At 43.9% G+C, this 26,195-nt stretch carries 17 protein-coding genes; 11 read left to right on the top strand and 6 right to left on the bottom strand.

Going from position 1 to position 26,195, the window contains the following annotated elements; translation table 11 throughout:
- Window positions 1–306 precede the first annotated feature (306 nt).
- Window positions 307–2,751, bottom strand: a complete 2,445-nt coding sequence (ygjK, locus tag MHM98_RS08625; RefSeq protein WP_239438848.1) for an alpha-glucosidase — start codon at window positions 2,749–2,751, stop codon at window positions 307–309.
- Window positions 2,752–2,929: 178 nt separating this feature from the next.
- On the opposite strand from ygjK, the gene MHM98_RS08620 reads away from it, so the two are divergent.
- The 5 genes from MHM98_RS08620 to MHM98_RS08600 all read left to right on the top strand — a co-directional run bounded on the left by MHM98_RS08620 (window position 2,930) and on the right by MHM98_RS08600 (window position 5,279).
- Window positions 2,930–3,295, top strand: a complete 366-nt coding sequence (locus tag MHM98_RS08620; RefSeq protein WP_239438847.1) for a YacL family protein — start codon at window positions 2,930–2,932, stop codon at window positions 3,293–3,295.
- Window positions 3,296–3,306: 11 nt separating this feature from the next.
- Complete coding sequence (locus MHM98_RS08615) at window positions 3,307–3,843, top strand: nucleotidyltransferase family protein (protein WP_239438846.1); 537 nt, start codon at window positions 3,307–3,309, stop codon at window positions 3,841–3,843.
- A 169-nt stretch (window positions 3,844–4,012) separates the two neighbouring features.
- A complete protein-coding gene (locus tag MHM98_RS08610) occupies window positions 4,013–4,402 on the top strand; it encodes a hypothetical protein (RefSeq protein ID WP_239438845.1) in 390 nt (129 codons plus the stop codon).
- Window positions 4,403–4,404: 2 nt separating this feature from the next.
- A complete protein-coding gene (locus MHM98_RS08605) occupies window positions 4,405–4,818 on the top strand; it encodes a helix-turn-helix transcriptional regulator (protein WP_239438844.1) in 414 nt (137 codons plus the stop codon).
- Window positions 4,794–5,279, top strand: a complete 486-nt coding sequence (locus MHM98_RS08600; protein ID WP_239438843.1) for a hypothetical protein — start codon at window positions 4,794–4,796, stop codon at window positions 5,277–5,279. Before MHM98_RS08605 ends, MHM98_RS08600 begins: the two co-directional genes overlap by 25 nt.
- A 109-nt stretch (window positions 5,280–5,388) precedes the next feature.
- Here the strand turns inward: MHM98_RS08600 and rapA are convergent, their stop codons facing one another.
- Window positions 5,389–8,286, bottom strand: coding sequence for an RNA polymerase-associated protein RapA (rapA, locus tag MHM98_RS08595; RefSeq protein WP_239438842.1), 2,898 nt, complete (start codon window positions 8,284–8,286; stop codon window positions 5,389–5,391).
- Between the two features lie 219 nt (window positions 8,287–8,505).
- On the opposite strand from rapA, the gene MHM98_RS08590 reads away from it, so the two are divergent.
- From MHM98_RS08590 to MHM98_RS08580, 3 genes are all read left to right on the top strand, one after another.
- Window positions 8,506–12,150 carry a PAS domain S-box protein gene (locus MHM98_RS08590; protein ID WP_239438841.1) on the top strand — a complete coding sequence of 1,215 codons (3,645 nt, stop codon included), beginning with the start codon at window positions 8,506–8,508 and terminating at the stop codon, window positions 12,148–12,150.
- Between the two features lie 4 nt (window positions 12,151–12,154).
- The gene (locus MHM98_RS08585) at window positions 12,155–14,545 is read left to right on the top strand and encodes a zinc-dependent metalloprotease (protein ID WP_239438840.1); all 2,391 of its coding nucleotides are present in this window, start codon (window positions 12,155–12,157) and stop codon (window positions 14,543–14,545) included.
- Window positions 14,546–14,699: 154 nt separating this feature from the next.
- Window positions 14,700–16,622 carry an EAL domain-containing protein gene (locus MHM98_RS08580; RefSeq protein ID WP_239438839.1) on the top strand — a complete coding sequence of 641 codons (1,923 nt, stop codon included), beginning with the start codon at window positions 14,700–14,702 and terminating at the stop codon, window positions 16,620–16,622.
- Between the two features lie 26 nt (window positions 16,623–16,648).
- On the opposite strand, the gene MHM98_RS08575 is transcribed toward MHM98_RS08580, so the two are convergent.
- Window positions 16,649–18,463, bottom strand: a complete 1,815-nt coding sequence (locus tag MHM98_RS08575; protein ID WP_239438838.1) for a phosphotransferase — start codon at window positions 18,461–18,463, stop codon at window positions 16,649–16,651.
- A 131-nt stretch (window positions 18,464–18,594) separates the two neighbouring features.
- On the opposite strand from MHM98_RS08575, the gene MHM98_RS08570 reads away from it, so the two are divergent.
- Entirely contained in the window at window positions 18,595–18,909 is a 315-nt protein-coding gene (locus MHM98_RS08570) for a cytochrome c (RefSeq protein WP_239438837.1), read from the top strand.
- Between the two features lie 78 nt (window positions 18,910–18,987).
- On the opposite strand, the gene MHM98_RS08565 is transcribed toward MHM98_RS08570, so the two are convergent.
- The 3 genes from MHM98_RS08565 to pepA are packed head-to-tail and all read right to left on the bottom strand — an operon-like array spanning window position 18,988 to window position 23,778.
- A complete protein-coding gene (locus MHM98_RS08565; RefSeq protein ID WP_239438836.1) occupies window positions 18,988–21,750 on the bottom strand; it encodes a valine--tRNA ligase in 2,763 nt (920 codons plus the stop codon).
- Between the two features lie 32 nt (window positions 21,751–21,782).
- Window positions 21,783–22,208 carry a DNA polymerase III subunit chi gene (locus tag MHM98_RS08560; protein WP_239438835.1) on the bottom strand — a complete coding sequence of 142 codons (426 nt, stop codon included), beginning with the start codon at window positions 22,206–22,208 and terminating at the stop codon, window positions 21,783–21,785.
- 58 nt (window positions 22,209–22,266) lie between these two features.
- Window positions 22,267–23,778 (bottom strand): leucyl aminopeptidase, encoded by a 1,512-nt coding sequence (pepA, locus tag MHM98_RS08555; RefSeq protein WP_239438834.1) that lies wholly within the window; start codon window positions 23,776–23,778, stop codon window positions 22,267–22,269.
- 219 nt (window positions 23,779–23,997) lie between these two features.
- Here pepA and lptF point away from each other — a divergent pair, with 219 nt between their 5' ends.
- Together lptF and lptG are read left to right on the top strand one after the other, a co-directional pair.
- Window positions 23,998–25,116: an LPS export ABC transporter permease LptF gene (gene lptF, locus MHM98_RS08550; RefSeq protein ID WP_239438833.1), complete on the top strand. Its 1,119-nt coding sequence runs from the start codon at window positions 23,998–24,000 to the stop codon at window positions 25,114–25,116.
- Entirely contained in the window at window positions 25,116–26,180 is a 1,065-nt protein-coding gene (lptG, locus tag MHM98_RS08545; RefSeq protein ID WP_239438832.1) for an LPS export ABC transporter permease LptG, read from the top strand. The genes lptF and lptG overlap by 1 nt, the downstream gene beginning before the upstream one ends.
- The last annotated feature ends 15 nt before the right edge of the window (window positions 26,181–26,195 follow it).

The following is a 26,195-nucleotide window of genomic DNA, read 5'->3' as shown; positions in this document are numbered from 1 at the left end:
GAGTGATAGGTTTTAAGCGTGGATAAATCCCGCCGTTTAGCGTCTTAAATTAGAAATTGACCAATGCAAAAATCAGGGATGATTTTTGAGTATTTGCCGCATGGATGCGGATCAAATACGGTATTGAATAGGCAATTTATCTTTTAAGAACCAGCGCTAAACCACGGGTCGCCTTTCTTTTGGTTACTTTTCTTTGGCGACGCAAAGAAAAGTAACTGGTGTGCTTTAGCGAATTTATAATAAGCAGGTGAACCTTGTAAGCACACCAAATAGTTCGCGTATATTAAAATTCTCGCCTAGCAAACCTTAGTTATTAAACTCTCTATGCAACATATACAAATGAGCTGCGCTCCAGCTAAAGTTTGTTGCGCCTTGTACTACACCAGATTCAGGGTTGTAGTTTTCTCGAATTGCGCCCTGAGCATTGAGTCCTTGGGCGTTTTTTACTACGCGTTTAAGTAATTTCTTCGCCTCGTTTTTAAAACCATAATTATCTAAAGCGACTAAGCCGAAATATAACTGATCGAGCCATACGCGGCCGCGCCAGTAGATATCAGGATGGTAGGCCGGATTGGTTTTAGAGGCGGTGCCAAATGGAATTAGGGTATTAAACTCGTTTTCATCGAGCATCACTTGAATGACACGCAATGCTTGTTCTGGCGTTGCAATTTTTGACCACAGTGGGCTCCAGCCTTCTGGGCCGCGGCCGCGTTTGGTGAGTAAGGTTCCAGGGCAACTGCTGTCAGTTACTTGTTTAGCAGTAATTTTTCTGTCGTAGTAAAAGCCCGTTTTGTCATCGAAGAAACATTGATTAATGCGTTTAGCCAATTGCTTCGACGCTGCACTGTATTCCTTTTCTTTGATACTGTCGCCGACAACACCAGCCATTTGCGCTAGTAATTGTTTTTCTGCCGCAAGATAACTGTTGAGCTCTACTGATTCTTGATCGATGGTAAAACTAACTAGCTGGTTTTTGCTATCGCGGTTTTCGAAAAAACGCACCTGCCAGTCGGCATTGGCTTGCTTTAAATCACCTTGATAGTGTTTATCGGCATAACGCTTAAGCTGCTGTTGATTGATAAAACCAAAACGAGCGGCGTTATCCATGCCTGACTCCCAGCCTGCGCCGTGCTGCGCGCCGATGTCCAGCTGCTGGTAGCTACCGTCATTTAACACCTGATTGTAGGTAGCCATCGAGTGGCAACTTAGCCATTGCTTATCGCCTTTTTTACAGTTCGATACGAAGTCTGGTGTTTTGCCTGCGCCGTAATTCACTTTAAAGGTCAACTCGCCTTGAGGCGTATTGTGATAACGGTGATTGGTGGCACCATACTCGATTAAGCCGTTTTTATTGTGGTCGCGATTGCGATACCACCACTGATGATAGGCTTCTAGTTTAGGGAGCATCTCGCTAATGAAGTTTTTGTCTTTGGTTTGGGCGTATACTTCCCATACCGCCCAACTCGCTAAGGGTGGTTTGGTGTTGCGTTCGTTCCAGTTGCCGCCTTCGCCGCCGCGCACTTTGTCTTTGTTATAGAAAATGGCGTCTACCACCATACCGTGATCATAAGGACGGCGCGTATCATCGCGAGTAATTTGATAATCAAACATCGCGCGAATGTTATCTTTGGCAACGCTCGGATTAAACGACGCCATCGCATAGGCGTGTTTCCAAGTATCCCAAGCCCATGCGCCGTTAAACCAACGCGCGGTGACAGACGGTGTCACAACATCGTGCTTAAGTGCACCTGCGGCACTGCGCCAGTTGCCGTTTAGTGTCTCAATTGCTTTTACTGCGATATCTGTTGGTAATAGGCTGTTGTCGTTAAGCCCTTTATCGAGATAACGTTGCCAGCGTTGTTTGCTTTGTTGTACCTGCGAATTAGCGTACATCGGATTAGTCATTAGCTGGTTCACTAACGCTAGATCTTGCTTCGCTAGCTCAGCAGTTTGCCAATAATTTTGTGTAGTATTGATGCGGCGTGTCTGTTTAGGCATTAGTTCAATGCTAGCGCTGCTGCGATAACTTAGTGTTTTGTTATTAATGCTATTGGTTGTTTCGATATCACGCCTGATTTGATATTGAGCGCTATCATCTAGCATCATATGCCAACGTTGTTTCTCGGCGGGTAGATTAACCGTAATTCCTTGTAAATCATCGCTGATCTGAGGTTGCCAATTTTTTAATGTGTTAGTTAAAGGCTTTTTAGGTTGCCAAAGTTGATTCAGTTTACCTTGCCAATTGAGTTTAAGACGCAGTGGTTTATTGAGTTTGTTGGTAAATGACGATTGAATAAGAGCGATGCGCTGATTGACAAATTGCAGCGTTAAACGCAGTGTAAAATCGCCAAAGTCATAGTCTTGAACCAGTTGCCCCGGTAGCGTTTGGATATCTGCCTTAGCGTTTTCAAAGGCGTAAATTTTGTTTGAATTAGCATCGCTAATCGTTAGTTGATCTAATTGCGCCGCCAGATTTATTGGGTATTCTTGCGCGATAATCATCGGCCCAGTAAAACCGCCGTATTGTGCAGTATCGTTTGGCTGGGTAAATCCATGCCAACTGCCGTTATCAAATAATGGATTGAGCTTTTGATTACCGTACTTATCGAAATCCTTAAAGGATGTTGCTGAGCCGCTGCGATCAATCGTGGATCTTATTGGCTCATTCGCGCTAGATGCCGTGGCAGGAGGGATAAATGTGCTAGCAACTAAGCTGCTAATTACTGCTGATAAAACGGTGCGTGATGACATGATGATAATTCTACTTTTTATAATGTATACAATTTAGCTTTTTTATCCCGTTGTCTCAAGGAAAAAGTGTCTCAAGATATATGCCCCTCAAAGAAAGTTTGCCGTAAATTGGTGCTGTTGATGACGTTGTTTTGGCGTTAAAATAGTGGACTGTAAACGTAAAGAAGTAGGCCTTTCCATGGAATTTCAATTTAAAACCGACACCCTTAATGATTCATACCGCGTTGAATTTTCAATGGAACACGAAGCTTTTGGCCGCTGGCTAATGAGTGAAATAGGCGCAGAGCCAACAAAGATTAAAGCCTTACTCGCCAAAATCACACACTTAAAAACGCAGCAAGATGTGGAAGAGTTGATTGAAGGCCGTGATTTCTCACTTACCCTAACAGACGACGATGCAATCGTGATGGCTAACAGCCTGTATGTTGACGGCGAATTACCCGACGGCGAAGACTTATCTCACTATGACAGCGAAAGCGTTGGCGAATGCGGTATCGAAGATTTCGAAGCCATGCTAGAAAGTTGGTTGGAGTTTGTGAGCTAGTATTTTTTATTATGGATAAAATTATCGAGCTGGTGGCACAAGATCCACTGCGCGTTAAGGCTCTGGATGCTGTTGCTCAATTAAAACTCCCGCAATGTTATATCGCCGCTGGCTTTGTCCGTAATCTGGTATGGGATCATCTGCACCAGTTTGCGCAATCCACACCCCTTAATGATGTTGATGTTATCTATTTCGATGACAGCGAAACTGACGTTAATCGATATCTGGCTTACGAAGAAAAACTCAAACAACTGATTCCACAATTCAATTGGCAGGTGCGTAATCAAGCCAAGATGCATCTGCGTAATAACGATGTTCCCTACCTAAACTCACTCGATGCCATGCGTCATTGGCCTGAACAAGAAACTGCCGTCGCCATTCGTAAAACAGCTAAAAGTGAATACGAATGTATCGCCGCCTTTGGCTTTGAATCACTATTTGCATTGCAAGTGACGCATAATCCATTACGACCACGTGAAGTGTTCGACGGGCGTGTTGAGAATAAAGGATGGTTGAAGAAGTGGCCTTTGCTGAAGGTGGTAAATTAGTAATTATCAGTTTATGAGCTATATCTTTGATTGTTATTATTCATAAGGCGCGTTTAAGTTATTTAGATCTAAATTCTATAAAAATAATTTGAATTTTAATTCACGAAAGTGTTACATTGCACTTGGGTTAACATATATGTTAACTAAACTTGATTGAGAATTATGTAGAGTGACTGATAAACCTAAAAATAAGCATGTAGGGACACATTTTACGGTGGAACATTGCGATAATGCCCTAGAAAGTTTTGAAGAAGCATTGTTAAGTGTATCTCCTCATAAAAGGAAGAGAACAGTTACAAATACGATAATTCAGCTGATTGAGCGTTTGGCTGATGGTAAAAGAATGTCTAGGGAAAATTTTCCTCAAGAAGGGAGCTTGCCAAGGAATGGAGGTAAGTTTAATGCTTTTAAGAAAATACCAGTTAGAGCTTATTGTTGGTTATCGTTAAAATATCCAAATACCTATTTTATAAGTCATTATACTTATAAAGATAAGCAAAAGCTTGATCAGAGAGATATAGATAGAGTACATGCAAATTGGAATGATAAGGAGAATTGATTATGAGTGCTAAAGATATGTTTTACTCAACAGCGAAAGATTTTAGTAATGCTGAAGAAAAAGCGTATGCTAGAGAAGATTTAGTATTTAACGTTACTGAAGATCTTTTGTTAATTCTTGAAGATTTATCGATTTCTAAAGCTGAGTTAGCCCGGAGATTGGGCAAGTCTAAATCATATGTAACACAAATTTTAAGTGGTTCAAGAAATATGACGCTAGGATCATTTTCAGATATTTGTTTTGTTTTAGGGTTTAAGCCAGAAGTTCGAGTACCTGTAGCTCCAGCTAAGTTGGAAAAGAGCGAATGGGTAAACTCTGGACAGCATGAGTTTTCTAGTAAAAATCTGGAAAAGAGAACAACGCGAAATGTTTACCTTGCATATGATAAAGAATGGTCAAAGAAGAAGGTCGCTTGATGACTCCCGAGATAAAGAAATGTACAGAGAGTTTATTAATTCAATCTGTAATTTTGAAAAATTTATATGTTAATTTACATGATGACATAGATTCAGAAAATTTTGATGATAGTTATTTAAATAATTCTCAGGAATTAAAAGGCCTGAAAATGTTTAAAAGTTGTGAAGTTGAAAATGGAAAGTGGTTGTATAAATTATATACCGTAATCGGAATTAGGTTCATCTCAGATGAAGACTTTAATCAGCAGAATTCTGACGTTGCCATCGAGCCTTTGTTAGAAATTAGCTCTGAGTTTGTAGCGCAGTATGAGTCGACATGTGAGCTTTCAGAAGATGAAATAAAGCAATTCGGACAGCAGCATGTGTTTTATCATGTTTGGCCATATTGGAGAGAAGTTTTACAGTCATCTTGCGCAAGGCTTAATATAAATCCAATTTCTATTCCGCCGCTAAGAGTTTGAATCTTTTCTAAATTCATCGAGATTTGAGGCAAATTAAAAAAACGCCAGTCACTAAGCAGTGACTGGCGTTTTTGTTTGCCTTGAATTTAAAGTCGTGCGCGCAGTGAGTTTACTCTGGCGACACCACGATAAAACGCAGGCTGTCGAGTTTGATTTGGGCGTTGCCAATGTACTTCGTTAGCTGGGCTTTTTCCGTTTCAAGGTGCGTGATCTCTTCCGAGCGGATATTTGGGTTAACCGCTTTCAGATCTGTTAGGCGCTCGATTTCGCTATCTAACACCTTGTGCATCTTCGCTAGCGCATCTTCTTGAATGCTGACAAGTGCATCTTGCGCTTTATCCGTACCGTTAGTTACCTGCTGGTGGATGAACGCTTGTGATGCTGTTACTAGCTTGCTGGCGATGTGACGGCCGATAGGGCTTAGTTGATCGCTGAGCTTTTGGTAACTGATGTTGGCGTTTAGCTCGTTACCGTTTTTATCCATTAGCATGCGCATTGGTGTCGGTGGTAAGAAACGGCCGATGTGGTATTTTTTTGGTGCAGAGGTATCGGCAACGAACAATAGCTCTAATAGCATGGTGCCTGCTGGTAGCGCCTTGCTCTTAAGAATAGATACCGCGTTGTTACCAGTTGTGTCACTTAGCACCATGTCGATGCTGCCTTGTACCATCGGGTGTTCCCAATTGATAAATTGGAAGTCTTCACGGGCAAGTGCCGTGTCACGGCTAAAGGTGACTGTTGTGCCTTCGTCACTTAAGCCCGGGAAGTGGCTGTGTAGCATGTGGCCACCCGGTTTTAAGATCAGCGCGTTGTCGCTGTGATCTTCTTGCTCGACGCCGCAGATATCCATCATGTTAAACATGAAGGTTGGTAGCTCGGTGCCGTTGTCGTTTTTGGCGATGCGATCGGCAATGGCTTGGCCAGCTTGTTGGCCGCCAGAGTTTAGTTCAAGCAGACGGTCACGGCCGCTTTCGATTTTCGCTTTTAATTCGCTGTGAATTTCATCGGTTTGAGTGATGATTTCATCTAGCGATTTAGGCGCTGTTTCAATGTCGTGTAAGAGCGCGAATAAATCGTCTTTCACTTCGTTAAATACGATGCCGCCTGACGGACAAGTAGTTTCAAAGGCGTTAAGGCCGTTGTGATACCAGTCTAGTAATACCTTCTGGCTTGAGCCTTCAAGATATGGAATGTGTAGCTGGATATCGCTGGCTTGACCGATGCGATCGAGACGACCAATACGTTGCTCTAGCAAGTCAGGGTTTAGTGGTAAGTCAAATAACACTAAGTGGCGCGAGAACTGGAAGTTACGACCTTCAGAGCCGATTTCAGAACACACTAATACTTGTGCGCCGTCTTCTTCTTGAGCGAAGTAAGCCGCGGCTTTGTCACGCTCGATAATCGATAAACCTTCGTGGAATACTGCGCTGCGAATGCCTTCTTTTACGCGCATTGCTTGCTCGATAATGAGTGCGGTTTGCGCATGAGCACAGATGACTAGCATCTTCTCTTTGCTGTCTTTAATCAGGTTGATTAACCAATCGATACGAGGATCGAATGACCACCAAGAAGCGTCCTTACCTTCGAATTCTTGGAAGATTTCTTCTGGGTATAATGATTTTTGCGCGCCTTCGGCCACCGATTTAGCACCGCCCATCATTTTAGCCACTTTCATTGAGGTGGTGTATTGATTTGGCATTGCTAGCTCGTACGTATTAACGATACGTTTCGGGAAGCCTTTTACCGCTTGGCGCGTGTTACGCATTAATACGCGGCTGGTGCCGTGACGCTCTAATAATAATTGCAGCAATTCGTCGCGAGCTGGTGATTTGGCGTCGGCTTTAATTGCCGCTAGCAGCTCGCTAATGTCGCGCTCTTTGAGTAATTCTGTCAGTACGTTAACAGTGGCGTCAGAGAGCACGTCTTGTTCGATTAACTCGTTGGCCGCTTCGGCAACGTGTTGATATTCTTTTTCTTCGTTTAGGAAAGCTTGGTAGTCGTAGAAACGATCAGGATCTAATAAACGTAGACGAGCGAAATGCGATTCGTGGCCTAATTGATCTGGCGTTGCCGTTAATAGCAAGATACCCGGTGTTTCTTGGGCTAGCCCTTCAACAACTTTGTATTCACGTGATGGTTTTTCACTATCCCACTCAAGGTGATGAGCTTCATCGACAACCAATAGATCCCAGTCGCCATCAAGGGCTTGTTTGTAACGGTTAGCTTTACGCAGCAGTGATAAGCTGGCGATAACCAGTTGCTCGGTATCGAATGGGTTTTCAGCATCGAGGTTAGCTTCAACACAGCGCTCTTCATCGAAGATGGTGAAGTTAAGGTTAAAACGGCGACGCATTTCTACCAGCCATTGGTGTTGCAGTGTTTCTGGCAACAAGATAAGAACGCGTTCGGCGCGGCCTGTGAGCACTTGCTGGACGATGATCATGCCCGCTTCAATGGTTTTACCTAAACCTACTTCATCGGCTAGCAGTACGCGCGGCGCGTAACGTGAACCGACTTCTTTAGCGATATGGAGCTGATGCGGAATAAGACTAGCGCGAGTACCCGAGAGACCTAATAGATCGTTTTGCGCCATTTTGTAGCGCGCCATTAAACAATCGTAACGCAGTGAGAAGTGATTCATGCGCTCGATTTGACCGGCGAACATGCGATCTTGTGGCTTGTTAAAGCGAATGTTGTGAGACAGCATCACTTCGCGTAGCGTCACGTCTTGCTCATCGGTATCAGTTCGGGTGCCAATGTAGGTGATTAAGCCTTTGTCTTCTTTAACGTCGGTGATGGTCATCGACCATTCTTCGTGACTTTCTACAGTGTCACCAACGTTAAACACAACGCGGGTTAGCGGCGCATCATCGCGAGAAAAGAGGCGGCTTTCGCCAGTCGCGGAAAATAAAATGGTTACACTGCGTGCATCTAAAGCAACAACAGTACCTAGGCCGAGATCCGATTCGGTATCACTAATCCAACGTTGAGCCAAAACATAAGGCATAAAGGGATATCTCTCTGGTCAGACAAAAAAACGGGGCGTATCTTACATGAAGCCCACAGCCATTGCATGGCTATTTTGCTACTAATTTTGCGAATAGTTAAAGTGTAGTCAGTCGTCACTATTTCAGCTAAAAAATAGAGGATTTATTGACTTTCTTTTAAGGGTATAATCTTGCTAATTTCGATGGCGCAGTAGCCAAAGACATCAAGGCGGCATATTTTGAAAATAAACCTATTAAGTAACTATAACAAAACGGTGCTTTATACCTACTTTGCCGTTTTGGCGATGGCAGTGATAACTTCGTTGTGGGTACTAGGTAACAATAGAAAAGAGGCGTTATCAGAACGTTTCACGCAAATCCAAGCTCATGAGCATCAAGTTGAACTATTATTAGATTCTGGTGTTCGCGCGGTCACCTCGCTTAATCAATATGCCACCAAACACTTGAGTTTGGCGGAAGCGCCGCGCATCGAACTGCTGCTTTCTTATTATTACTATTCTTATAATTCCATCGATCGAGTTTTCGAAATCGTTCCAAATATTCAAGAAGACTTACAGGATAAATTTCAATTTGAAGTTGGGCTTATCTCGGGCTTCGGCAACTTAGAAAATCGTTCCGATCAGTACTATCGCGAAATGGATATGATATTTGAGATGAATCTGTCTTTTCCTGTGGCGATGGAGATGGTGCCAGATGCTACGCGCGTTTATTACTTGTCTGCCAATGAATTTATCGGTATCTATCCTTGGCCGGGAGATGATTACGCCTTTAACAAGGCGACACTGAAAAGCCCCGCCTATTTAGCTTCACAAAAATCTGCAAACCCTCAAGGCAAGATTTATTGGACCGATGTTTATGCCGATGAAGTTGGCAAAGGCTTGATGACCACCGTTGGTTCCCCTTTGTATATTGGTGATCAATATTATGGTGCGCTGGCCATTGATATTACGCTGTCTAGTTTGAGCAAAGAGCTATTGCCGCAAGGTGGTTTAAACGGCCACATGATCTTAGTGGACGGCAAAAACAATGTGATGGCACATAGTGAAGTACAGAAGAACCAAGTTACGCAATCTATTGAACATTTAAAAACTCATTTGCCACCTGAACTGCAAAAGCTTGGCAGTGAAAAATTATTTAGTCTGACCAAAGGGCAACTTCTCAACGGCTATTATGTGCAAACGGTTGAGCTGGTAAATGCGCCATTTAAGTTAGTTTATTACGAGAAAGAGACTGATTTATTCGCCGACTCTTGGCGTCAATTTGTGGTGAGTTTGGTGTCTATTACTCTGGCGTTATCAATTCTTTTATCGGTAGTACATTGGTTAGCGAAGCAATCATTTATCGGCCCTGCATCGCGCCTAATGGTGCATTTGGAGAACTGTGCTAAAGAGCCTATCTCACCGCCATCTAATACTTCTTCTGCTTGGTTACCATTCTTTTCATTGATCAGTAAAACCTTTAGTGAAAATAAGACCTATACCCAGCAATTAGCAGAGGATAATCGTCAGCTCGATATTCAAGTAGCGCAGCGCACAGAAAGCCTGCGTCAAACCACCAAACAGCGTGAGCAAGAATATTCACTGCTTCGAGCACTTATCGATTCAATTCCCGATGTTATTTTTTATAAGAATACCCAAGGCCAGTACCTCGGTTGTAACAAAGCGGCGCAGGAATTATTTGGAGCAGGTGAGTCTGATATTATCGGCCGCAATAGTGAAGATTTCTTAACGCCGGAATTATCTGAAAAACTGCAGCTAAACGATCAGAAAGTTATTAAAGGGCGCAGTACCGTTACTATCCAACAGGAAATGGTGCTTAACGAACAACCTAAGCTGCTAGAAACCTTAAAAACACCTTATACCGATCTCGATGGTGAGTTATTGGGCTTGATTGGTATTGCACGCGATATTACCAAAGAGCACGAAGCGGCTGAAAAGCTTCGTTACAGTGAGGAGCGTTATGCACTGGCGATGGCTGCGGTAGAAGAGGGCTTGTGGGATTGGCATATCAACACCGATCAATTGCACTGTAATTCTGCCTATTTCACTATGCTTGGCTATGAACCGAGTCAGGTATTACCGAGCTGGGAAGGCTTTAGAAAACTGGTGCACCCCGATGATTGGAAGTGTGTCCAAGGAAAGCTTAATGAGCACGTGAAAAATCCGCTAGAGCCGTATGAGCACGAGTTTAGAATGCAGGCGGCCAACGGCGATTACGAGTGGATTTTATCTCGTGGTAGCGTGGTTGAATACGATGAAGACAATCAGCCAACGCGTGTTCTTGGAACTCATAAAAACATTACTAAGCGCAAAGAGCACGAGCGTGAAATCATTGAAGCCAAGCAAGACGCTGAGTTAGCTAACCGCTATAAGAGTGAGTTCTTGGCTAATATGTCCCATGAAATTCGTACGCCGATGAACGGCATTATGGGGATGATTCAATTGGCGCTGCGCACCGATCTCGACAATCAACAGCACGACTATTTGGATAAAGCGTTTAACTCGGCCAATTCATTGCTACTGATCATTAATGACATTCTCGATTTTTCGAAGATTGAAGCGGGTAAGTTAGAGTTAGAGTCGGTGCCTTTTAATCTTGAAGATGTGTTAGATGCAGTGATTAACGTCAATGTCATTGCAGCGCAGAAGAAAGGATTAGAGTTCGTATTAAATGCGCCGACTGTGCCATTGCGCGTAGTGGGGGACGGATTGCGCCTCAACCAAGTGTTAACCAATATTGTGTCCAACGCCGTTAAGTTTACTAATAATGGCTATGTGGAATTTCGTTGTGATTTATTGGAGCAAGCTAAAGATAAGGCGCGCCTCAAGTTTAGCGTCACTGATAGCGGTATTGGTATCGAACAAGACAAACTTGGCAATCTGTTCAAGGCATTTAGCCAAGCGGATGGCTCTATCACTCGTGAATTTGGTGGCTCAGGCTTGGGCTTATCGATATCGCAGCATCTAGTGCGAATGATGGGGGGCGAATTCGATGTGACTAGCGAAATAAATCGCGGTAGTTGCTTTAGCTTCACCATAGATATCGATTTAGATAGCGAACAAACCCAGCAACAGTGGCAGCTACCGCAATCTGTTGATGGCGCTAACATGTTGATGGTGGCAAATAATCAGCAAGCTAATGCTTCTTATCACGACATGTTACCTGAGCTTGGATTTGCGTTAACCCAAGTTGATACGCTTGATGATGCCTTAGCTCAACGCGATGAGCCGCAAGTAATTCTAATAGATTGGGTGCAAGAGTCTGATACTGAAAAGCTCGCTAAACTCGCCGAGCAATTTAGCGATGCGATGATTTTCATGATGGTGAATTACGGCGATGACGTGATGAAACAGCCGGTCATTAAAGATGTCGCTCGCGGTATTTTCAGCAAGCCGTTAACACCAGCACATATGACTGGCCGTATCGGCCGCACCTTAAAATCGCGCCCTAAACAACCGCAACCTGTCGAAGAAAAACCAGCGAAGGGACGTTTATTGCTCGTGGATGATAATGCGATAAATCAGCAAGTGGCCAAAGGGTTGTTGGAATCGCAAGGCTACGAAGTGGAGTTGGCGGACAATGGTCAATTAGCCGTGGATGCTGCATTGAGCAAATCTTATGAATTAGTGTTGATGGATATTCAAATGCCAGTGATGGATGGATTAGCAGCAGCTAAGAAAATCCGTGAAACCTATTCTGATAAGCAATTGCCAATTATTGCCATGACGGCGCATGCCATGACAGGCGACAAAGAAAAGAGCTTAGCAGCGGGAATGAATGCTCACATTACTAAACCGCTGGTACTCAAGGAAATGTTTGATACCATAAGCGAATGTATACAATATAAAAACTCTGAGGGATGACACCTTGCGACTAATAAAAACAACTTGCCAGCTTTTGGCACTCTCAACCTTGTTGAGTACATTGAGTTTCGGCGCATTTGCCGCCAAGTTTGATGACAAAACAAAAAATTTAACCGCCAAAAAAGGACTCTTTACCCTATATGGCGGTAAAAACTCATCGTCCATGTTGCTGTCGGTAGACAAATTAGAGCAGCCATTTATTTATGTTACTAGCCTGATGCAAGGTGTCGGTTCTAATGATATCGGTCTTGATCGCGGGCAGATTGGCCAATCCCGTTTAGTCCAATTTGAGCGCTATGGCGAGCAAATTGTTTTACGCCAGTTAAACACTGACTATCGTGCATATACAAACAATCCAAGTGAAGAGTTAGCGTTGACTCAAGCCTTTGCGGAATCAATTTTGTACCGCTTTGACATTGTTGCTAAGCAAGGTGAGCGCTTCTTAATCGATGTTAGTAAATTCTCTAAGCAAGACTTTCACGGTATCGCCAGTTCGTTAGCGCGCAGCAATCAAGGTAGTTATTCGTTAGATAACTCGCGCTCGGTAATTAACTGGGGACAGAGTAAGTCTTTCCCGCGCAATACTGAGCTGAGCTCAATTGTTACTTTTAAGGGCAAGCCAAAGGGGTACTACTTATCATCAGTAACACCGGATGCGCGTTATGTGTCGATTAAATTCCGTCACTCATTTGTCGCATTACCTGAAGCTGGCTATGAGCCACGTCAATTCCATCCTTACAGTGGTTATTTCTCATTTGGTTTTGATGACTACAGTCAGCCAATCGATAAGCCGTTGACACAACGTTATATCACTCGTCATCGTCTGCAATTTGATAATAATGGCAAGGTTGTTAAACCTATTACCTACTACCTAGATCCTGGTGTACCAGAGCCTGTGCGTGGTGCGTTATTAGATGGCGCTCGCTGGTGGAAAACTGCTTTTGAAAAAGCGGGCTTACACAATGCTTATGAAGTGAAAATGTTGCCAGCAGATGCCGATCCTCTTGATGTTCGTTACAACGTTATTCAGTGGGTGCACCGTTCAACACGTGGTTGGTCATACGGCAGTTCAGTCGTTGATCCCCGCACCGGTGAAATTCTCAAAGGTCATGTGACTTTAGGTTCTCTACGCGTAAAACAAGATTACTTAATTGCTTCTGGCCTGCTAGCTGGTCAAGCTAATAGCAACCAGCGTGCTCAAGAGATGGCATTGGCTCGTATTAGACAATTATCTGCGCATGAAGTTGGCCATACTCTAGGTATTGCCCATAACTTTGCGGCGAGTACTAACGATCGCGCGTCAGTAATGGATTATCCACACCCGTTGATTACATTGGAAAATAACAAAATCGATGTGCACGATGCCTATGGTGTTGGCATGGGGCTGTGGGACGATTACACCGTTGCCTATGGTTACGGTAATTTATCTGATACGCAACTAAAGGCATTACGCGATAAGACAATGGCGAGTGGCCTTAAGTTTATTTCCGATAGCGAAGCTCGTGCTGCTTCTGGTTCTAACCCTTGGGCGCATCTGTGGGATAACGGTAAATACGCCGATCAAGAGTTATCTCGCTTGATGAAAGTTCGCAATAAAGCGTTGGCGAATCTAGATAAATCGATTCTAGACGATTCACAGGCACAATCGGATTTACGTGAAGCGTTAGTGCCGATTTATCTGCTGCATCGCTTTCAAGTGACTGCGGCTAACAAGATCATTGCGGGTGTTGATTTTAACTATGCACTGCGCGACGAAGCTCTGACTCAACAGCCAGTAGATGGTAAGTGGCAACGCAAAGCCTTGGCCAGTGTACTGAGTACCCTAAAAAGCCAGTACCTGGTGTTTCCTGAGCAACTATTGAGTAAATTACCAGCCAAGTCTTATGGCACTTATAACTCACGCGAGAGTGCTAGCTCGCAAATGGGCAGACAGTTTGATCCATTGTCGTTGGGAGAGGCAAGTGCCCGCCATAGTTTGAATACACTACTTAACAGTGCGCGTATTAATCGACTCATGGTGCAACACGCGCAAAATACTAAGCAACTATCGGTTGAAGAGGTTATCGACGCGTTAGCTAGTGCGACGATTGAAGCGAGCGAAGATTACGAAGACAAAGGTTTGGTTTGGTTGACGACTCAGCGCACAAACGCCGTGGTTATCGAGCAATTGTTGAAGTTACTGCACAGTAATGGCCTAAGTGTTGAAGCTCAACAATTGGTAAGCACCAAGGTTAACGAGCTGCAAAAGTCACTCGCCAAAAAAGGCAAGCGCCAAAATACTTCGCTTAAGCGCCATTTTGCGTGGTTAGCACAGCAGTTAGCGTCGGGGATTAAAGACTCGAAACACAAAGTGATTAATCAACCTGCAAAAATGCCACCAGGCTCGCCGATTTAACTAATCACCAAACCCTAATAAGAGCTTTCAATTCGAAAGCTCTTTTTTGTTGGTTATTTATCCATCCCGATTGAAAATCCCGCAACTTAGACTACATTTAATTGACTAGGGGAAATTTTATAAAAGGTCCTAGCCTTTTGTCCGCGGGTGAATTATGAAGTCTAATTTGGTTGCTGGCGCTGTAATTATTGTTACAGCGCTTTTAGTGGGTGCGCACGAATATTTTCGTGTCACGACGCTGTTTCATGTCCATCTACCAACCTTTCTCAAAAATGAAACACAAAATATTGCAGTGCAACTCGGCGATTCATTAGCTCATTCTGATGACCTCGCTAACAGTGATATCCCTATTGAAGTCTTTCCTTCCATCTCAGTACGCATCGAAATGAAGCGCTCTAATCAGGTGAGAACCATTGCCCCTACCAATAGTCATGTAGCACCACCACCTTGGTTTAATCAAATCTTTATGCAACATCCTATCGAATATCAGATGTCGTTTTATAACGAGAGTGAGAAACGTGCCACCATCTATACCACTATGATCCCTAATGCTTTATTGCGAGAGGTTTGGAATTCTTATATTTGCGGCATTATCTTATTTGCGGTGTTGTATCTGGTGGTAATGCGGCTTTTTGCTCACAAAGAGCGTGTTATTGAACGCTTAGTTGAGCGTCTGCTTGTGGCAATGGAACAAGCGAAAGATGGCGGTTATCAACACCAGCTAAGCGCCGATGACCCTACGCTAGTCAAGCGAGTGCTAAATGCTTTTAACAATATGTCAGAGACCAATTTACGTCGTATAAAGCTATTGGAGCAAGAACGGGATAAGTTTGAAGCATTAACTCAACACGATGCCTTAACGGGCCTCGCCAATAAGCAGTGTTTTCACAATCTTATGAAAAAGCGGTTACGGGACAAAGACGGTGTCGGTGGCCATATTTTGCTGCTTAAGTTAGCGAGTTTAGAGCAAATTAATATCCAGTTAGGGCATCAGGAAGGTGATATTTATATCAGCCGCATGGCCAACGTACTCAATAAATTGTGCAATTTTAAACAGGTATCAGGCGAGGTATTTCGCAATTTAGGCAGCGAGATGCTAGTGGTGATTTCTAATGCAGATAGCACCACCATCGATTTTTTGGCCGAAGAACTTAAGAGCTATTTGGATAAGCTAGAAAATGATAGTTATCAAAACGGCTGTGGTTATTTCTCTATCATCGAGTTTAAGCCGGGACAAAAGCTTTCGGAATTAATGACCTTACTCGATTGCAACTTATCTCAAGCGATGGCTAAGTATCATAATGCGTATGTTATCGCTGATAGTAGCGATGAGGTATCTGGTGGTCTGAATCACTGGTATCGCAGGATTTCTGATTTTATTCGCGATAAGAACGTTGTACTACAACGCCACTTAATTCGCCCAGTAAGCGATGACTTTCAGTCGTATCAATATGAAATTAATGCCTGCTTTAAATCTCACGGCGAATCTTATGAAGCGAAAGAGGTTTTTGCTGCCGCTAGTCGATTTGATTTATCTCACAAGCTCGATCAGCTCGTAGTGACCAAATTGGTGGAATATATGGATGAAGACGGTGAGCAAGATGTTTATGCCTTACAGATTTCTAGCGATTCGGTGGCGAGCGAACGCTTTAGAAACTGGGTCAGTCATCTATTATCGCATCATCTAAAATTAGCAAAACGCTTGGTTTTTCAAATTCCTGAAACCGTTGTTGTCGAGCATTTAGAGTCATCACGTTTGTTTATTAATGCGGCTCATAAAGTAGGGGCTAGAGTAATTTTAGATTGTCAGCAATCTTCTGATGCGTTTGAGTTAACTGAACATGTGAAAGCATTGGCCATTGATATGGTGAAAGTCTCTGGCCCTGAAAATCAGCCTATTGTCGAAGCGCAACAATCGAGTGGTTTTATCAAAACATTGGTTAGTAATGCCCATGATATCAATGTTCCGGTCATTGCAGGGCAAGTGGAAAACTCTCAAGTGTGGGAATTTTTAAATACTTTGGGCGTCGATGCAGGTCAAGGTCATTTGTTTGGGCGCCCGGTCATTTTTACCTAATACGAATTTGGATTGCTCAGTGTGATTTATATCCGCTCTGGCTCGGCTGGTATTTTCACCATAAAGTCTACTGGCATTTGCGGTTGCGGAGTAAAGAACTTACTGTCTTTGTATGGAAACTTCATAAACCCGGATACACCCGTGCCTTTTATTAGTGGAATTTGCGCGGTAAGCTGCGCGAGTAGTTCGCTAAACTCTTCTTCTTTCTCTGGATCTAACAATGCAAAGTAGTTATGGATCTTGAGGTTCTTCTCCAAGCTTTCAAAAATAATACAACCGGTATGGTGAATAAGGTTAAGCTGTGCCAGCGTACTTAAGATTTCATCGGGTAAGTTGAGTTGTTCGTCAGGATCTTTTTCATCTTCAAAATAAGAGTGAAGACGGCTTTCGTTATCGGTTTTAGGGCGGTCGTAGGTAACAAAATCTAACACGGTATCTTGATCTGGTAAAAACGGTTCGTCGTTGTGCCCACGGTCGATGTGTTGGGTTTTTTTAGCGTCAAAGAAACAGGCTTTAAATATCCCTTCGCGATCGATGGCGCGCGCAAGATTAACAACATTATTAACAGCACTAACAAATGACTGATGCAGCTCGTTGTCGAATAAATTTAACGATGAATCGATATACAAACCATCGTCCTGCCAATGAATCGCTAACCCGCCAACGATAGGGAATTTACTTAAGCGACTAACCGCAGCCAAAAATGCTTTAGCGTTTTCACCCATACCTTGAAGAAAGTTCTTGTAGTAATTATCGAGTTGGGCGTCTTCAATTTCGTCAAAATCGTGCAGATGCGCTTCTTCTCGAAGGAAAGATTTACGCGAGGTATAAACTACAGACTCAAGATCTTCGTCTCCTTGAATAACCCACACCGGTAGTTGCGGCTCACGCACATCATCAAGATTATTTGCTAGTACGATGTTTTTCATATATTTCATGTTAGCCATGAAATAATCACCGGCCTTGTGGCGCAGACGGATGTCATCACTAAGCATATTTTGCAAAGTAATAGCGAATTCTTTAGGTAGCCCTAGCGCTGTTACTGGAATGACTCGAGAGCCAAAACGGCATGATTGACCCGAAGCTAGTGCGTAAAGCGTACCCGCCAGACCTTGTTCGTCAAAACGCACGGAAGAGAGTGCGCCGTTGAGTTGCTCATCACCAATAAAATAAACATCGCCCATTCTTGCGTTGGAATGTTGCAGATCACCAGACATCAGCTCCATTACGTTTTGGCTGTAAAACTGTCCTTTGGTATCAACTTGTGCGTAAACGGAAGAGCCCCAGTCTATAAGGCCAAGTTTTCCTGTCTCTTGGTCATAAACGATATTCGATGGCTTGATGTCACCATGAATAACGGCTTTGGGTTGCTCGCGTAAGTAATTGAGAATCTCCACCATCTGATGGGCAATACTAATAACTTCTCTCGCGCTAAGTGGCCCTTTTTTAAGAGAATATTGTTCTAGATCTATTCCCAACGCTCGTTCCATCGATAGAATGCGTTGACTGCCAATTTTAAAATAGCCGAGGTTAGCTGGCACTAACGGATGTTTGACCTGTTCAAGCATAAAGCTTTCTTCTTCAAGTCTGTCTTGAACGTGTTCAGGTAGGGTGATACGAGAGAATTTAAAGACGTGTTGTTGGCCGCCGACAGTGGTGGCTGAGAAAGCAAATCCGTAAGCGCCTTTACCGACATACTCAATATCGTGATACCCCAATTGCGCTAGTTGATGCTTACACAGGTCAATCCAATCACGGAGTTTTTTAGCATCGTGATGATTTAGCAGGTAAATAGATTGCTCTTGTGCAATATAAAACTGTTGCAGGTTAGGGTTGGTCATATTAAGTTAAGGTAAATGGCATCTGGCTTAGCATAATCAATAATAATAATAAATTCAGCTATTTTAAGAACAGCAGTCATTGCAATAAAAATTTGTGAAGCAATAGTATTAATAAAAATCAGGAGATTATTATGTTAAACAAAAAATCAATCGCGTTAGCGTTGATGCTTGCTGCGCCGTTGGCGGCAAATGCTGCAGGTGATGCTGCGGCTGGTAAAGCGAAAGCGGCTATGTGTGCTGGTTGTCATGGCATGGATGGCAAAGCAGTATTAGACGGTTATCCACACCTAAAAGGTCAAAACGAGAAGTACATTATCACTTCGTTAAAAGCCTTCCGCGACAAAACTCGTACTGGTGGTCAATCAGCGTTAATGTACCCGATGGCTGGTTTGTTATCTGACGCTGATATCGAAAACATCGCGGCTTACTTTAGTTCATTAAAATAAGCTTTTAAAAATCCATTTAAAAGGCCGACGTTATTGCTAACGTCGGCCTTTTTTATTTGAAGCTTTAAAGAAGCGCTATTAAAGCGCTTCAATTGTTGCTTGTTGTTCTTTTAACTTGGCAACGGTTGCTTCCATTTCTGCTAACTTCTCGCGCTCTTTAGCGATAACGTCTGCTGGTGCTTTACTCACGAAACGCTCGTTGTTTAGCTTACCTGAGGTACGGTCTAGATCTTTTTGGATCTTTTCCAGTGCCTTGTTAATACGCGTTAATTCAGCGTCTTTGTCGATTAGGCCTGCCATTGGAATCAAAATTTCCATCGCGCCTACCAGTGCTGTTGCACTCGCTGGAGCTTCCGCATCATCGGCTAATACGTCGAAGCTTTCGATTTTCGCTAGTGCCTGTAAGAACGCGCTGTTGTCTTCTAGGCGACGCTTGTCTTCGTCGTTTAGGTTTTTCAGTAATACATTAAGCGGTTTGTTTGGACTGATGTCCATTTCGCCGCGAATGTTACGAATACCAACGATAAAGTCTTTAACCCACTCTAGATCGTTAAGGGCTGTTGTGTCCATTAGGGCGCTGTCCGCTTTAGGGAACGGCTGACTCATAATGGTATCGCCGTGGATGCCTGCTAGCGGTGCAACACGCTGCCAAATCTCTTCGGTGATGTATGGCATTAATGGGTGTAGTAAACGCAATGTCGTTTCTAATACTTGTGCTAGTGTCTTACGCGTACCTTTTTGCTGTGCTTCGGTGCCTTTGAATAATACTGGTTTAGTTAGCTCTAGGTACCAACCACAGAACTGATTCCATGTGAATTCGTAAATGGCTTGTGCAGCAAGGTCAAAGCGGTAAGTATCAAGGTGCTTGCGGTATTGCTCTGTCACTTCTTGTAGCTTAGCGTTGATCCAACGATCCGCGAGACTGTATTCTTGATCGTCACCTGTTAAGAACTCTTGCTCTTCGGTATGCATTAATACGTAACGGCTCGCGTTCCACAGCTTGTTACAGAAGTTGCGGTAACCTTCAACACGACCTAAATCGAAGCTGATTTCGCGGTTGGCTGACGCTAGTGCTGCGAAAGTGAAACGTAGTGCGTCGGTGCCGTATGAATCAATACCTTCTGGGAATTGATTACGTGTGGCTTTTTCAATTTTCGCCGCTTTTTGAGGCTGCATCATGCCGCTAGTACGCTTAGCAACGAGATCTTCGATGGTGATACCGTCTAGTAGATCGATAGGATCTAACACGTTACCTTTCGATTTCGACATCTTGTTGCCTTGTTCATCACAGATAAGACCCGTGATGTAGATTTCTTTAAATGGCACCTGACCTGTGAACTTCTTAGTCATCATGATCATACGGGCAACCCAGAAGAAGATGATGTCAAAACCAGTTACCAGCACTGAGCTTGGTACGAAAGTCTCTAGCTCTGGTGTTTTCTCAGGCCAGCCCATAGTTGCAAATGGCCATAATGCTGATGAGAACCAAGTATCTAATACGTCTTCGTCTTGACGCAGTTTCACGTCATCGCCAAGGTTGTGCTTAGCGCGTACATCGGCTTCGTCGCGGCCAACGTAGAAGTTATCTTGTTCGTCGTACCACGCTGGGATGCGGTGACCCCACCACAGTTGACGAGAGATACACCAGTCTTGAATGTTATCCATCCAGTTGTAGTAAGTCTTGTCCCAGTTCTCTGGTACAAATTTAATCTCGCCACTGCGCACAGCTTCAATCGCTGGCTCGGCTAATGGACCTGCTTTTACATACCACTGGTCAGTTAATAGTGGCTCGATTACAGCGCCAGTGCGGTCGCCGCGCGGTACCATTAATTTGTGTGGTTTGATTTCTACTAGGAAGCCTTGCTCTTCTAAATCGCTGACGATTTGCTTACGCGCGTCAAAGCGATCTAAACCACGGTATTGCTCTGGGCATTCGTGATTCATGGTGGCTTCTTTTGTCAGAATATTGATTAGCGGTAAGTCGTGACGCTGACCCATTTCGTAATCGTTAAAATCGTGTGCCGGAGTGATTTTCACACAACCAGTACCGAATTCTGGATCAACGTAATCGTCGGCGATAATTGGAATTAAACGACCCGTTAATGGCAGTTTGATTTCTTGACCAACAAGGTGCGCGTAACGCTCGTCTTCTGGATGAACAGCGACTGCGCTATCACCTAGCATGGTTTCTGGACGGGTCGTTGCAACAACAAGCTCACCACTGCCATCGGCTAGTGGGTAGCGCATGTGCCACATGTGACCGTTTTCTTCGGTATTTTCTACTTCGAGATCAGATACGGCGGTGTTAAGTACTGGATCCCAGTTTACTAAACGCTTACCACGGTAGATTAGATCTTCTTCAAATAGCGAGATAAACACTTCTTGTACGGCGTTTGATAGATCGTCGTCCATGGTGAAGGCTTCACGAGACCAATCAGGTGATGTACCTAAACGGCGCATTTGGCTAGTGATAGTGCCGCCAGATTGTTCTTTCCATTCCCAGATTTTTTCAACGAATTTATCACGACCTAGATCGTGACGAGAAAGCCCTTGAGCTTCTAATTGACGCTCTACAACCATTTGCGTTGCGATACCGGCGTGGTCAGTACCTGGTTGCCATAAAGTGTTGTCGCCGTCCATGCGGTGATAACGGGTTAGGGCATCCATGATGGTGTGCTGGAACGCATGACCCATGTGCAAGCTACCCGTGACATTCGGCGGTGGCAATAAAATACAGTAACTCGGCGCATTGGTGTCGCCACTTGGTTTAAATTGCTCGCTGGCTTCCCACTTCTTGTAAATGGTTTGCTCGATAGCGCTAGGGTTATAGGTTTTTTCCATGGTCAAAATCTTTCTGTGTTGATGTTGTCAAACTACTCAGCGGCCATTTGCGGAGCGAGGTTTAATTGGCGATAGTGGTGAAATCGCTCTCTCGCTTGCTGCTTGTGGGCTGGGTCGTTAGGAATAAAGTCGATAATTTGCGTGAATTTTACCGCAAATTGCGGCAAAGGGTGACACAAATTTATTAAAACTTGGCGCCGGGTCTGCGGTGGCTGGTGGCCAATTTCGATTGGCGCGCCATAATGAGGGCCTTCACCCTGTAAATTGTGGGGAATGAACTGCTCGCTTGGCAGTTTCCACATCAATTCATCTAATTGTTCGGCGGTTTTGACATCATTGGTGGCAACGAAAACGCGTAATCCTTGGCCGTAGAGATCGCCACACAATTGGCATACTTTAGCGAGTAATGCTTCTTGTTCGTTGTCTTGTTCTGCTAGGGGATAAAATGTCGTTGCCATATTCTATGATCTCAAAGGCAACCAACGAGTGGTTGCCTTTTAGGGTGTTAAATAGTGATTACTCTGCGCTAGATGAATTATCCGCACGGTTAAGTAAGAACTGAGTTAACAGTGGTACTGGACGGCCAGTTGAGCCTTTATTGGCGCCGCTATTCCAAGCCGTGCCGGCAACATCAATGTGTGCCCAGTTGTACTTTTTAGTAAAGCGCGATAAGAAACAAGCCGCAGTAATAGTACCAGCTGCACGACCACCTAAGTTGGTGAAATCAGCAAATGGACTGTTAAGTTGCTCTTGATACTCGTCCCAAATCGGTAAGCGCCAACCACGGTCACTCGATTGCTCACCAGCGTTTAGAATTTCATGTGCTAGAGGGTTGTGATTACTCATCACGCCACAAGCGTGTTTACCTAGTGCAACAATAACCGCACCCGTTAAGGTCGCTGTATCAATAACTAGCTCAGGATCGAAGCGTTCAACGTAAGTTAATACGTCACACAACACTAGTCGGCCTTCGGCGTCGGTATTTAACACTTCTACGGTTTGGCCAGACATGGTAGTTAGGATATCACCTGGGCGATAAGCGTTAGACGATGGCATATTTTCACAGCCAGCTAATACGCCAATCACGTTGATTGGTAAATCTAATTCAACCAACGACTTCATCGTACCTAATACACCAGCTGCGCCACCCATGTCGTATTTCATTTCGTCCATGCCTTCGCCTGGTTTTAGTGAAATACCACCTGAATCAAAGGTCAAGCCTTTACCAACTAGAACAATTGGTTTGGTATCAGAATCTGGTGCGCCTTGGTATTTGATGATGGTCATTTGTGATTCGTTGTCACTACCACGGCCAACGGCTAGGTATGATTCCATACCTAATTCTGCCATTTGCTCTTCACCAATCACCTCAACGTTAACTTTTTCACATTGTTCGCCTAATTGACGAGCTTGGCGTGCAAGGTAAGCTGGGTTACAAATGTTTGGTGGCATATTTGCCACGTCTTTACACAGGCTCATTCCTGCTGAAACGGCGTTACCGTGATTAATTGCTTGCTCGCCAACAGATAGTTCGCGGCGCGTTGGCACGTTAAATACTAATTTGCGCAGTGGGCGACGGGTCTCGTCTTTTTTGCTTTTAAGCGCGTCAAATACATATAGGCCATTGTTGGTTGCTTCAACGGCTTGGCGAACTTTCCAGTAAGTATCGCGACCTTTTACATGTAATTCAGTCAGGAAACACACGGCTTCCATTGAGCCAGTTTCGTTAAGCGTACTAATTGTTTTATTGATAATTTGTTTGTACTGACGCTCGTCTAACTCACGCTCTTTACCACAGCCAACTAATAAAACGCGTTCGCTTAAAATATTGTCTACGTGGTGTAATAACAGGGTTTGTCCTGCTTTTCCTTCTAAATCGCCACGGCGTAATAAATTGCTGATGTAGCCGTCGCTGATTTTGTCTAATTGCTCTGCAATGGGTGATAAACGTCGTGGCTCAAATACGCCAACAACGATACAAGCGCTGCGTTGTTTCTCTGGGCTACCACTTTTTACATTGAACTCCATGAGCTCTCCTAGTTCTTAAAGACAAAGGCCGCTATTTATTAGATAATAGTGAGATGCGTCCTCACAAAGGTCTACCATTGGCCTGTTGTGTTAGCGTAAAATAAAAATACTCTAGGTTAATTTACCAAAAATCCATAAATTAACTAGCGAAAACGAATAGTCTACCGAAATAATAGGCTGTTGACAGTAAAATTGTAAGTTTAGTGACGGAAAACACATTTGATTATTTTTAGTTATTTGATTCGAGAAGCATTAAAGTCACAAATGGCCGTTTTATTTGTACTTATGGCGATCTTTATTAGCAATAAGTTCGTACGTACATTAGCTGATGCTGTTGATGGTGATCTCCCGGGCGAACTCGTAGCGACATTAATTGCGCTTAATCTGCCCAAATTAGCCGGTCTCATTCTGCCACTGAGTTTGTTCTTAGGCATTCTCATGGCGCATTCTCGCATGTATGCCGACAGTGAAATGACGGTGATGCACGCCACAGGTATCAGCGAATGGTATGTTACACGTGTTACTTTGGTATTGGCGTTTATTATGATGTGCGTTGCGGGCCTCAACAGTATTTGGCTCGGCCCTTGGGCTCAAGAAAAAGAATATCAGGTGGTTGAAGAGTCGCAAGCTCAGGCGGGGATTTCCTCATTGGCGCCGGGGCGTTTCCAGTATTCCTCTAACAAAAAAGCAGTGATTTACGTCGAATCCATAGATGACGGACAGCTCAATCATGTTTTTGTAGCACAGATGCCAAGCGAAGAAGACGTTGTACAAGAGTCTAGTGTGGTTATAGCCACTCAAGGTAACGTGCTAGAAGAAGCCTCTGGCTCTGAGCAATTACAACTTAATGACGGTCGTCGTTATCAAGGTGTCGCCGGTGAAGCTGCCGGAACACAGATTGAATTTTCTGAATATCAAATGCAAATCAAAGAGCAGGAAGTAGAGCAGCGCCGCCGTAAATTAAGTGCTATTCCGCTGATGCAATTGATTGAAAATGGCGATGTTGATTCGATGGCGGAAGTTCATTGGCGCATTGCTATTCCGTTGACTGTCCCTATGCTTACGCTGATTGCGGTGCCGCTGGCACGAGTGAATCCGCGTCAGGGTAAATTCGCTAAATTATTCCCAGCGATAATGTTATTCCTCGGTTATTACGTGATGCTTATGGCGGGGCGTAGTGCGCTAGAAGACGAAGTTATTCCAATGGAATTTGGCTTGTGGTGGATCCACATATCAGCCTTTGTGCTGGGCTTAGCCTTGTTAATGAAAGAGCGTGAATTAGGGGTTTATGTACGCATGATGCTTTCTCGTAATAAGAACAAGGGAGCGCATGCCTAATGAATATCTTAGATAGATATATTGCGAAAAACATCGCAACGACCATGGCTTTCTGTTTGCTGATCCTAGTCGGACTTAGCTCGATGCTAAAATTTGTCGAGCAGTTAAAATCGGTGGGGCAAGGCAGTTATTCGATGTTTGATGCGGCAATTTACGTGTTGTATATGGTGCCACGAGATATCGAAATCTTCTTTCCGATGGCGGCATTGCTTGGGGCACTAATTGGCCTTGGCATGATGGCAAGCAACAGTGAACTTGTGGTCATACAAGCGGCAGGCATCTCTAAATTACAAGTTATTATTTCGGTGATGAAAACTGCTATTCCACTGATGATTCTAGTGATGATGCTGGGAGAATGGGGCGCACCTTGGGCAGAGCGGGAAGCGGTTAACAAACGGACCCAAGAAATTTCCGGCGGTAGTCTAATAAAGAGTGAGCGCGGATTATGGGCTAAAGATGGTCCAAACTTTGTCCACGTAAGCAAGGTTATTGAAACTGGACTATTAAACAAGGTTTCAATTTATCAGTTTGACGACAATAAAACGCTGCAAAAAATCACCAAAGCCGCTGTTGCTACTTTTGAGAAAGATCACTGGGTGCTGCAAGATGTGCATCAAACCGAGTACAACGCTGTGTCGACCTCGGTAACTAATACCGAAATGTTGCCTTGGACGTCGAGTTTAACGCCAGACAAGTTAGGCGTTGTTACAGTAAAACCAGAGTCCTTATCTATTCAAGGATTAACAGATTATCTTGATTACCTTGAAGCCAATAAACAAGAAACTTCAGTTTATGACTTGGCGCTATGGCGCAAGATTATGCAGCCTCTAACCGTTGCGGTAATGATGCTGTTGGCATTGTCGTTTGTTTTTGGCCCGCTGCGCAGTGTAAGTATGGGGGCGCGTTTGGTGATGGGGGTTATCACTGGTTTTGCTTTCCATCTGAGTAATGCCGCCTTTGGCCCTATTAGTTTGGTGTACCAAGTGCCTGCGGTTTTTGGTGCTGTGTTGCCAAGTATTCTGTTTTTAACCATCGCGGTTTATTTCTTAAATAAGCGCACTTAATTGACGTTGTTGAAT

Source organism: Psychrobium sp. MM17-31 (genome assembly GCF_022347785.1).
In the GTDB taxonomy this organism is placed as follows: domain Bacteria; phylum Pseudomonadota; class Gammaproteobacteria; order Enterobacterales; family Psychrobiaceae; genus Psychrobium.
This window is presented reverse-complemented; position numbering and strand designations above follow the sequence as displayed.

Bases quoted from the DNA above. Each gene is read 5' to 3' on its own strand.
- MHM98_RS08560 (WP_239438835.1), bottom strand. From the start codon at position 22,208: ATGGCAACGACATTTTATCCCCTAGCAGAACAAGACAACGAACAAGAA.
- MHM98_RS08605 (WP_239438844.1), top strand. From the start codon at position 4,405: ATGAGTGCTAAAGATATGTTTTACTCAACAGCGAAAGATTTTAGTAAT.
- ygjK (WP_239438848.1), bottom strand. From the start codon at position 2,751: ATGTCATCACGCACCGTTTTATCAGCAGTAATTAGCAGCTTAGTTGCT.
- MHM98_RS08615 (WP_239438846.1), top strand. From the start codon at position 3,307: ATGGATAAAATTATCGAGCTGGTGGCACAAGATCCACTGCGCGTTAAG.
- MHM98_RS08570 (WP_239438837.1), top strand. From the start codon at position 18,595: ATGTTAAACAAAAAATCAATCGCGTTAGCGTTGATGCTTGCTGCGCCG.
- lptG (WP_239438832.1), top strand. From the start codon at position 25,116: ATGAATATCTTAGATAGATATATTGCGAAAAACATCGCAACGACCATG.
- MHM98_RS08600 (WP_239438843.1), top strand. From the start codon at position 4,794: ATGGTCAAAGAAGAAGGTCGCTTGATGACTCCCGAGATAAAGAAATGT.
- MHM98_RS08575 (WP_239438838.1), bottom strand. From the start codon at position 18,463: ATGACCAACCCTAACCTGCAACAGTTTTATATTGCACAAGAGCAATCT.
- MHM98_RS08580 (WP_239438839.1), top strand. From the start codon at position 14,700: ATGAAGTCTAATTTGGTTGCTGGCGCTGTAATTATTGTTACAGCGCTT.
- MHM98_RS08565 (WP_239438836.1), bottom strand. From the start codon at position 21,750: ATGGAAAAAACCTATAACCCTAGCGCTATCGAGCAAACCATTTACAAG.
- pepA (WP_239438834.1), bottom strand. From the start codon at position 23,778: ATGGAGTTCAATGTAAAAAGTGGTAGCCCAGAGAAACAACGCAGCGCT.
- MHM98_RS08620 (WP_239438847.1), top strand. From the start codon at position 2,930: ATGGAATTTCAATTTAAAACCGACACCCTTAATGATTCATACCGCGTT.
- rapA (WP_239438842.1), bottom strand. From the start codon at position 8,286: ATGCCTTATGTTTTGGCTCAACGTTGGATTAGTGATACCGAATCGGAT.